Source organism: Peptoniphilus rachelemmaiella, assembly GCF_943169845.1.
GTDB lineage: Bacteria > Bacillota > Clostridia > Tissierellales > Peptoniphilaceae > Aedoeadaptatus > Aedoeadaptatus rachelemmaiella.
Window position 1 is genome coordinate 21651 of the sequence record NZ_CALPBW010000018.1, and the last position, 8550, is coordinate 30200.

An 8550-nucleotide genomic window follows, 5' to 3' on the forward strand; every position below is an offset into this window, starting at 1 on the left:
TGACAGAAAAACCAACCTCACCTATAATTATATAGGTATTGAGGTGCTATCGTAGCTCAGCCGGTAGAGCACTACATTGGTAATGTAGAGGTCGCAGGTTCAAGTCCCGTCGATAGCTCCATTAAAAAGAAGGTCGCCAATAGGCGGTCTTTTTTTGTGCCCTTTTTCGGGCAAATAAAAAAACTGCGGCGTGCCTGACCGCAGTTTTTTTATGGGAACAATTAATTTTCGTAGACGTAAAAGAGGTCGCCTTCCTTTTTTTCCACAAGGTAAAGGGCGTCTTTTACCACATAGGTATCCGAGAGGTAGTCGCCGAGGTTGCGCTTTCTTTCGGAAAAGGCGGTGATGACGTAGAGGAGGACGAAGGTGGTTTGAATCAGTCGGCAGAAGCCTTCTCGAATCACCACGGTGGTCAAGGAAAGGCGATCCTCTTCGGGATGAATGACGCGAATGGCGGTGATGATTTTGCCCAGGCTTTGGCCGTTGGTGAAATAGGTGGAGAGAATAAAGTAGAGGTAGAAGAAGAAGCCGCTGATGGCTTTGGCCGCCAAGCCACCCTCCGTCAAAAGAAGGGCGTTAATCGGCGATGCGAAAATGGCGGCAAAGGCGCTCGCCACGGCGGCATCGATTAAAAAGGCCACGGTGCGAATCCAAAAGCCCGCAACCACCATGGCGGAGACGGGATGGCTGTAGCGGCGTCGCGGGGGCTTGGGATTATGAGCCTGCGTCGCCTCAAAGCCTTGGGTGGCAGTTTTGCTTTCCTCGCCCATCGAAAGGGCTTCAGCCTTAGGTGCTTCTTCGACTTCCCTTTGGATGTTCGCTTCATTAGCGTGCACATCCGAAGTCTCGTTCTGTAAGTTTTCGTTTAGCGCCTCGGCCAAGGCTTTGGCGTTGTTTTCTTTCGTTTCTGCGGCCTCTTCATTTCGGTGAAAGAGGCCTTTTTTCTTTTCGGTGAAGGGATCGTAGTGTTGATCGTTCATTATTCACCTCCGTAGAGGTACATGGGGCGGTCATTGTCTGCCAAAGCGCCGAGAACGAGTTTGGCGGCCACTTCTTTATCCGATGCTTTTTGGCTGAAAAGGGAGGAGAAGAAGCCGTCGCCCAGCCCCTTGGTGTAGTTAAAGACTTCGGGGTTGTCGCATTTAATGGCCTTTTTCAAGGCGGCAAGGGCGTCTTCCGAATAGCCCAATTCGTCCACCAGGCCCTTTTGCTTGGCCTGCTTGCCCGTAAAGACAGATCCGTCGGCCAAGGGGCGCAGGGTGGCCATGTCCATGTGGCGGCCCTGGGAGACCACGTTCAGAAATTCGCCGTAGAGATCGTCGACGACGCCTTGTAAAATGGCCCGTTCTTCTTCGGTCATGGGGCGGGTGTTACTGCCGATGTCTTTGTGGGCGGCGCTTTTTATGGTTTGATTGGCGATGCCTAATTTATCCATGAGGCCCGAAAGATTGGTGCCACCCATAATGACGCCGATGGAGCCGGTGAGGGTGGAGGGGGCGGCGTAAATTTTCGTCGCCGGCGCGGAGATGTAATAGCCGCCGCTGGCCGCCGTGTTGCCCATGGCCACGTAAACGGGCTTTTTCCCATCGACAATGGCTTTGATCCGCTTGTGGAGCTCGGCGCTTTCGTAGACGCCGCCGCCGGGGGAATTGACCTTCAGAAGCACGCCCTTAATGGTGTCGTCTTTTAACACCTCGTCCAGCGCGTTTAATGTGGCCTGATGATCGTAGCCTTTGGTGAGAAAAGAGGCTTGGGGCGTGTTCATAATGGCGCCTTCCACAGTGATGACGGCAATACGATTTTGCGCGTCGCCTTCTTCTACCACTTCCTCGTTCATGCCGTTGACGGTGTTCATAAAGGACGCTTCCATTTTTTTCATGCGGGCTTCGCTGTTGATCTTGTCGCTGATTCCGCTTGAGATGGCACTGATGCCTAAGATCAACACGGCGACACCGACGGCGACCCACCGCCGCGTGTTCATTTTTTCCAGCATAATTCCTCCTTATTGCTACAATTGTTTTTCGTATTATAGTATGATATGCGTAGTACGATTGCGTACAAAAAAATAATATCACAGGAGCGTAGTATGCACAATTGTCCGTGGAAAATTGCGTTTCTCCTGCTTTTGGCGATCAATCTTATCCTTCTCATCGGCCTGTTTATTTTGTCTCGGCCCGAGGATATGCCACAAGAGGAAGAAACGGCGAATATAGAAAAATCCAATTACGAAATCACCTTGACGAAAGAGGCGTTGGAAAATGCCCTGCGCCGGGGATTGAAAGAAAGCGGAAGCGACGCCCGCTTTTCCATTGCCGACGGATTTTATTTCCGCATTCCCGTGGATGCTTACGGCATCCGGAGCGAGCTGGTATTAAAGACGCGGCCCTTGGCCTATAAAGACGGCACCGTGCACATGAAGCTTGAGCGTTTAAATTTCGGGCACCTGCCTTTGCCCGAAGGGGCAGCCCTTTCCATGGCGGCGTCGGCCGTGGATGTTCGCGGACTCACGCTTGTGCCGTCGCAGAGAGAAATCGTCTTGGACCCCAACGCCTTTATGCCGGAGCATGTGGGCACCTTTCGGGCCAAGTTACTGGATGTAGACAATCACCGCTATGTATTTGAAGGAAATTTGGGAGCAAATTAAATGGATGATGTTTGGTTTTATATACCGATTGTGGTGATTCTCATTGCCCTCTCCGGCTTTTTCTCCTCGTCGGAGACGGCGCTGACCTCGGTGAATCAAATTCGCCTGAGGCGGCGGGCCGCGGAGGGGGACAAAAAGAGCATGACCGTCTTGAAGCTTCTCGAAAAGCCCCAAGATGTCATCTCCAGTATTTTAATCGGAAACAACATTGTGAACATCGCCTCCTCGGCGGTGGCCACCGTGTTTTTTACGCAGCTTTTCGGCGCCAGCGGCCCGGTGGTGGCCACGGTGGTCATGACGATTTTTGTCTTGATCTTCGGGGAAGTGTTGCCGAAAACCGCCGCCCAACAACAGCCGGAAATGATCAGCCGAAAAGTGGCGAAGCCCATTTCCGGGATCACGAAGCTCTTTAAGCCGTTGGTCTTTTTCCTCACGGCTCTTTCGGGTTTGGTGACGAAATGGCTTTTCTCCCACGTAGACGAAGCCCCCACCATTACTGAAGAAGAATTTAAAGCCTTGGTGGAAGTGGGAGAAGAAGAAGGGGTGCTGCAGCGGGAAGAGCGGGCCTACATCGACAATGTGCTGGACTTCTCTTCGGCTACGGCATCGGACATGATGAAGCCTCGCACCTCCGTGGTGGCCCTGGATGTGGAGGCCACGGAAGAGGAAATTTTTGATCTCTTAAAAGACAATCGCTACAGCCGCATCCCCGTTTACGAGGATTCCATCGACCACATTATCGGCATCTTGTACATGAAAGATGTGGTGCGCCTCTTAGCACAAGGGGAGACCATTCGCCTGAGAGAAATCCTGCGGGATCCTTATTTTATCGGGGAAAGTGCCGTGGCGGATCGCATTTTCCGCGAGCTTAAGGCGAGAAATCTCTCCATCGCCGTGGTGGTAGACGAGTACGCCGGCACCAGCGGCATCATTACCATGGAAGATATTTTGGAAGAGCTCGTAGGCAATATCGACGACGAGTACGATTTGGAAAACACCGCCGTGATTTTTTTGGAAAGCGGCGTGTACTTAGTGGATCCTGAACTTCGGATCGACGAGATCAACGATTACTTCCACATGAATTTGGAAAGCGAAAAGTCCGATTCCATCGGCGGCTTTGTCATCGAGCTTTTGGACCGCATTCCCAAGCAGGGCGATGTGGTGCGCTACGGCGACATTCTCTTTACGGTCAATGAAATGCAGGGCCTGAAGATGACGAAGCTGAAAATGGATCTGAGACCGGAGGCGCAGCCCCTTTAATGTGAGGAAATTATGCTGGATAAAATGATTCAAAAAAAATTTCCGGATCCGAAAGATCCTGCCGGGCGCAGCGCCATGGGCAGAGAAGCGGCGGTAATGGGCATTGTGCTGAACTTTATTTTCGCTCTGTCGAAAATCGTCATCGGCACCTTGGCCGGCGCCATTTCCATGATCGCCGACGGTTTAAACAACACCATGGACTTAATGAGCTCGGTCATCGCCCTCGGAGGCTTTCACTTCGCCGCCTTGCCGGCGGACAGGCGCCACCCCTACGGCCACGCTCGCATGGAGTATTTGGCCTCTTTTCTCGTGAGCCTGATTATTATTTGGACCGGGCTCAGCCTTTTGTGGGAATCGGCAAAGACCATTATCCATCCCGATGCCATGGAAACATCGGCCCTGGCCGTCGGCGTCCTCATCGCTTCCATGGCGGGGAAGGTATTTTTGTATCGCTACAATGTGGTTCTCGGCGAGGCCATGGATTCGGAGCTTTTAATCGCCACGGGCTACGACGCCAGAGGCGACGTGTTCGCCACAGCGGCGGTTCTTTTCTCCCTCCTGGTCAACCAACTCTTTTCCCTGAACATCGACGGATGGATGGGCCTCGTTGTGGCGGGAATCATTTTAAAAAGCGGCTGGGAAAGCTTAATGGAGACGGTGGATTCCCTTTTGGGTGGAAAAACCGATCCGGAACTGGTCCGCGCCATTATGAAAGACATTAAAAGCTACCCGGTGGCTTTAGGCGTGCACGACATGATGTATCACGATTACGGCGCCAACAAACAATTCCTCACCCTTCACGTGGAGGTCAACAGCGAAGATGATGTGATGAAAATTCATCAGGACATCGACGAAATCGAGCGGAACATTGCGGCGAAATACCACATGGATACGACGATCCACATCGATCCCATTCGCATCGACGACCCGAGGAGCAACGCCCTTTACGATTACGTGAAGAAAAAGCTAAAGGAAGTGGATCCCCGCTTGGATATGCACGATTTTCGCATCGTCACTCGTAAGGACGGGCTGAAATTAATTTTCGACGTGCTTTTTCCCATGGATTTAGAGGGCAAGGCCAAGGACATCGACGCCGAATTAAAGTGGAAGGTGGAAAAAGACCACCCGGAATACGCTCTGATTACGACCTACGACATCGATTTTCAGAATTTATTGGGAGCGAAAGATGAATAGGCTTTTATCGCCGGAGGCAAAAGAAAGCCTTCTGGCTGCATGGAACAAAGAACAGGGCCTTTCCGGAAACGCCCTGAAGATGATCGCCTGCGTGTTTATGTTTTTCGACCACATGAGCCAGGGCGTGGCATTAAACAGCCTGGGCTTTACGCCGGCCTATGTGGTGAACGATTGGGGGATTCCCGTTCTCTCGGGCCTTTCCACGGCGGGGCTTCTCGCCATGGTGGCCACCCTGGCAGGCCGCATCGCCTTTCCAATTTTTTGCTTCTTCCTCGTCCAGGGTATTTTGCTCAGCGGGGACTGGAAAAAACAAATTCAGCGGCTGGTGATCTTCGCTTTCATCGCCGAAGTGCCCTTCGACCTGGGCCTCTTCGGTCAAGCTTTTTATTGGGATCACCAAAATGTGCTCTTTGAATTGGCCGTGGGGGCTGTGACCATCGTCGGGATGAAGAAAATCCTCGACGGAGACAAAAAGGGGAAGAAAGCCTACGCTGTCTTCCTTTTTATCGCCACGGCCCTCATCGCGGAATTTTTGAAATTCGACTACGGCTCCGTGGGCATCATCGCCATGGTCTTATTTTATTTGGCGTGCAACGATCGCCGCCGCACCATGGTGATGGGCATTTTCGCTTTTCTCTTCGAAGCGCCCCTTTACGGCACGGTGTATTTGTCCCTGCCCTTGATCTATCAATACAATGGCAAGCGGGGCAGGGGCGGCCGCTGGTTCTTCTACATTTTCTATCCCGCCCACTTACTGGTCCTCTATATTATTTCTCTGATTATTTAAAACCGACAGAAAGGCGTGTTATGACATTTTCCTCGAAAGTGAACTCCATCAAACCCTACTTTGCCTCCTACCGAGGCATTTTATTTACCGATCTTCTTTGCGCCGGACTCACCACCGTATCGGAAATTATTTTGCCGGTGATCCTGCGCTACTTAACCAATCTCGGCGTGAAAGACATTCGTCTCATTACACCCCATGTCATCGCCCGACTGGCCCTTTTGTTTTTCGTCATTAAGGCCGTGGAAATCCTTGCCGCCTACTACATGACCAACATCGGCCACATGATGGGGGCAAACATCGAAAAAGACATGCGCCGGGACGTGTACAATCACCTGCAGACCTTAAGCGCCTCTTTCTACAACGACACCCAAGTTGGCCAGATCATGAGCCGTATTACCAACGACCTCTTCGACATTACGGAATTTTCCCACCATGCGCCGGAAGAATACTTTATCTTCGTGGTGAAAGTCATCACCACCTTCGTGATCCTCGTGTCCATTCACGTGAAGCTCACCTTGGTGCTCTATTTGATGATTCCCATTATGCTCGTGGCGGCACGGAAATTTCGCTTGCGCATGCTCGTGGCCCAGCGGAAACAGCGGGCCATGATGGGGGATTTAAACGCCACCATCGAAGATTCCATCTCCGGCATTCGCGTCACGAAATCCTTCGCCAACGAAGACATGGAAAAGGCCCGCTTCGACGACGAAAACACCCGCTTTTTGGAAACCAAGCGGGAATACTACAAGGCCATGGCGGGCTTTAATGCCGTCACCAGAAACTTCGACGGCATCATGTATCTCATCGTCATCATCGCCGGAGGCGGCTACATGATGGCGGGAGACATTCTTCCCGGAGATATGGTGGCCTACATTATGTACGTTACCACCATGGTGGCCACGGTGCGGCGCATCATCGACTTCACCGAAACCTTCCAAAAAGGCCTTACCGGCATCGAGCGCTTCAACGAAATCATGGCCACAGAAAGCGACGTTCGGGAAAAAGAAGACGCCGTGGATCTCGTAAATGCCCAGGGCGCCATCGCCTTCGACCACGTGGACTTTTCCTACGAAGGCAAATACAAGGTGCTGGATGATTTTCATCTGACCATTCGGCCGGGAGAGAAAGTGGCCCTGGTGGGGCCCTCCGGCGCAGGGAAGACCACCATCTGCAACCTCATTCCTCGCTTCTGGGATGTGGATCGCGGCGCCGTCATGGTAGACGGCCACGACGTGCGGGACCTCACCTTGGAGAGCTTGAGAAAAACCATCGGCATGGTACAACAAGATGTGTACCTCTTTAACACCAATGTCATGGAAAACATTCGCTACGGCCGCCCGGAAGCCACCGACGAGGAAGTCATGGACGCGGCGAAATTGGCCAATGCCTACGACTTCATCATGGATCTGGAAAAAGGCTTTAAAACCCACGTAGGTGAGCGGGGCGTGAAGCTATCCGGCGGACAGAAACAGCGGATCTCCATCGCCCGGGTCTTTTTGAAAAACCCCGCTATTTTAATTTTAGACGAAGCCACCTCGGCCCTGGACAACGAAAGCGAAATGATTATCCAACACTCCCTGGAAGCCCTCACCGAAGGCCGCACCTCCATTACCATCGCCCACCGGCTCTCCACCGTGGAAAATGCCGATACGATTTTGGTTATGGAAAAAGACAAGGGCATTGTGGAGCGGGGGAATCACAAAGAGCTCATGGCCAAGGGCGGCTTGTACTACCACCTCTACACCAAAGGCGGCGATTTGGTAGAAAACTTCGATGCGACAAACTGACGAGAGACTCGGCATGTGCCGGGTCTTTTTTCACGAGCGATTGACAGAAAGAGAAAAAAACGATAGGCTAGAAGACACCCATGGGGACGAAATGGCTTCGACGGGGATTCGGAACCCGGGGTAGCAAGCCGTTGATGAGTCAGGCAACGTAAAAATGACTCAAAAAATTAAATGCTAACGAAAACAACGTAGCACTGGCAGCGTAAATTACGCTACCCACGGAACTAAGAGGACCACGGCTTAGGGAAGTGTCAAATCAGTGGTGAAACGTCATCGGTCAAGCTTTGCCCCGATGCCGGAATTTATGAAGCTACCTTAATGCGACCTTTTGTTTTTCTTTTCGCCTTAAGGGAAATCTAAAGAAAAACTGAGCTTGGAGAAACCTCGGTGGAAGAATTTTCGGACGCGGGTTCGACCCCCGCCGTCTCCACCAAATAAGGAAGCATATTTTGATAGAAAAAAGTGCTTCCTTTTTCATTGCCGAAAAGCTTTGATATCAAGGGATTTAAGCATTTTAAGGCATAAAGCAGCCCGTCCCGGAGTTGATTCCGGGACGGGTTTTCTTGTGCGCTTTAGCATGAATAAACCACCAGCTATGCTGGTGGTAGGCATAAAAAGCTTTAGCTTCAAGTAAAAAAAGAACCTCCTATGATAAAATTATGGCTCTATAATATCCGTTGGGGAGTAACCTCCTCAATGGATATTTTTATGCAAAAAGATAGCACTTGTTTTCCCTATCACCTAAAATTATATCACCACAAAATAATAAAGGGGGGCAAACAAGTGCAAAACAATATTACCACATTACTTTTAGGAATCCAAGATGTCGAGGTCACCGGTGTTTCAGAAGAAAGACGCCTGATTACCATTGATTGCAA

At 51.3% G+C, this 8550-nt stretch carries 8 protein-coding genes, 1 tRNA gene and 1 other RNA gene; 8 read left to right on the forward strand and 2 right to left on the reverse strand.

The genetic code is table 11. The features are described from left to right. Positions 1–45 precede the first annotated feature (45 nt). A tRNA-Thr gene (locus tag KO087_RS07850) sits at positions 46–121 on the forward strand. 100 nt (positions 122–221) lie between these two features. Here KO087_RS07850 and KO087_RS07855 read toward each other — a convergent pair. Next, positions 222–980: an RDD family protein gene (locus KO087_RS07855; RefSeq protein WP_215508716.1), complete on the reverse strand. Its 759-nt coding sequence runs from the start codon at positions 978–980 to the stop codon at positions 222–224. After that, positions 980–1993: a signal peptide peptidase SppA gene (gene sppA, locus KO087_RS07860; RefSeq protein ID WP_215508717.1), complete on the reverse strand. Its 1014-nt coding sequence runs from the start codon at positions 1991–1993 to the stop codon at positions 980–982. Before sppA ends, KO087_RS07855 begins: the two co-directional genes overlap by 1 nt. Positions 1994–2086: 93 nt before the next feature. Between sppA and KO087_RS07865 the strand changes: the two genes are divergently transcribed. The 7 genes from KO087_RS07865 to KO087_RS07895 all read left to right on the forward strand — a co-directional run. After that, positions 2087–2644 carry a DUF2140 family protein gene (locus tag KO087_RS07865; protein WP_215508718.1) on the forward strand — a complete coding sequence of 186 codons (558 nt, stop codon included), beginning with the start codon at positions 2087–2089 and terminating at the stop codon, positions 2642–2644. After that, positions 2645–3904 carry a hemolysin family protein gene (locus KO087_RS07870; RefSeq protein WP_215508719.1) on the forward strand — a complete coding sequence of 420 codons (1260 nt, stop codon included), beginning with the start codon at positions 2645–2647 and terminating at the stop codon, positions 3902–3904. It abuts the gene before it with no gap. Positions 3905–3916: 12 nt separating this feature from the next. Continuing rightward, positions 3917–5098 carry a cation diffusion facilitator family transporter gene (locus KO087_RS07875; RefSeq protein ID WP_215508720.1) on the forward strand — a complete coding sequence of 394 codons (1182 nt, stop codon included), beginning with the start codon at positions 3917–3919 and terminating at the stop codon, positions 5096–5098. Next, positions 5091–5885, forward strand: a complete 795-nt coding sequence (locus KO087_RS07880; RefSeq protein WP_215508721.1) for a TraX family protein — start codon at positions 5091–5093, stop codon at positions 5883–5885. The genes KO087_RS07875 and KO087_RS07880 overlap by 8 nt, the downstream gene beginning before the upstream one ends. 20 nt (positions 5886–5905) lie before the next feature. Then, positions 5906–7672 carry an ABC transporter ATP-binding protein gene (locus KO087_RS07885; protein ID WP_215508722.1) on the forward strand — a complete coding sequence of 589 codons (1767 nt, stop codon included), beginning with the start codon at positions 5906–5908 and terminating at the stop codon, positions 7670–7672. Between the two features lie 82 nt (positions 7673–7754). Further along, positions 7755–8105: a transfer-messenger RNA gene (gene ssrA / locus KO087_RS07890) on the forward strand. A gap of 215 nt (positions 8106–8320) precedes the next feature. Further along, on the forward strand, positions 8321–8550 hold a 230-nt coding region (locus tag KO087_RS07895; protein WP_215508723.1), incomplete at its 3' end, for a hypothetical protein.

Bases quoted from the DNA above. Each gene is read 5' to 3' on its own strand.
- KO087_RS07855 (WP_215508716.1), bottom strand. From the start codon at position 980: ATGAACGATCAACACTACGATCCCTTCACCGAAAAGAAAAAAGGCCTC.
- sppA (WP_215508717.1), bottom strand. From the start codon at position 1,993: ATGCTGGAAAAAATGAACACGCGGCGGTGGGTCGCCGTCGGTGTCGCC.
- KO087_RS07865 (WP_215508718.1), top strand. From the start codon at position 2,087: ATGCACAATTGTCCGTGGAAAATTGCGTTTCTCCTGCTTTTGGCGATC.
- KO087_RS07870 (WP_215508719.1), top strand. From the start codon at position 2,645: ATGGATGATGTTTGGTTTTATATACCGATTGTGGTGATTCTCATTGCC.
- KO087_RS07875 (WP_215508720.1), top strand. From the start codon at position 3,917: ATGCTGGATAAAATGATTCAAAAAAAATTTCCGGATCCGAAAGATCCT.
- KO087_RS07880 (WP_215508721.1), top strand. From the start codon at position 5,091: ATGAATAGGCTTTTATCGCCGGAGGCAAAAGAAAGCCTTCTGGCTGCA.
- KO087_RS07885 (WP_215508722.1), top strand. From the start codon at position 5,906: ATGACATTTTCCTCGAAAGTGAACTCCATCAAACCCTACTTTGCCTCC.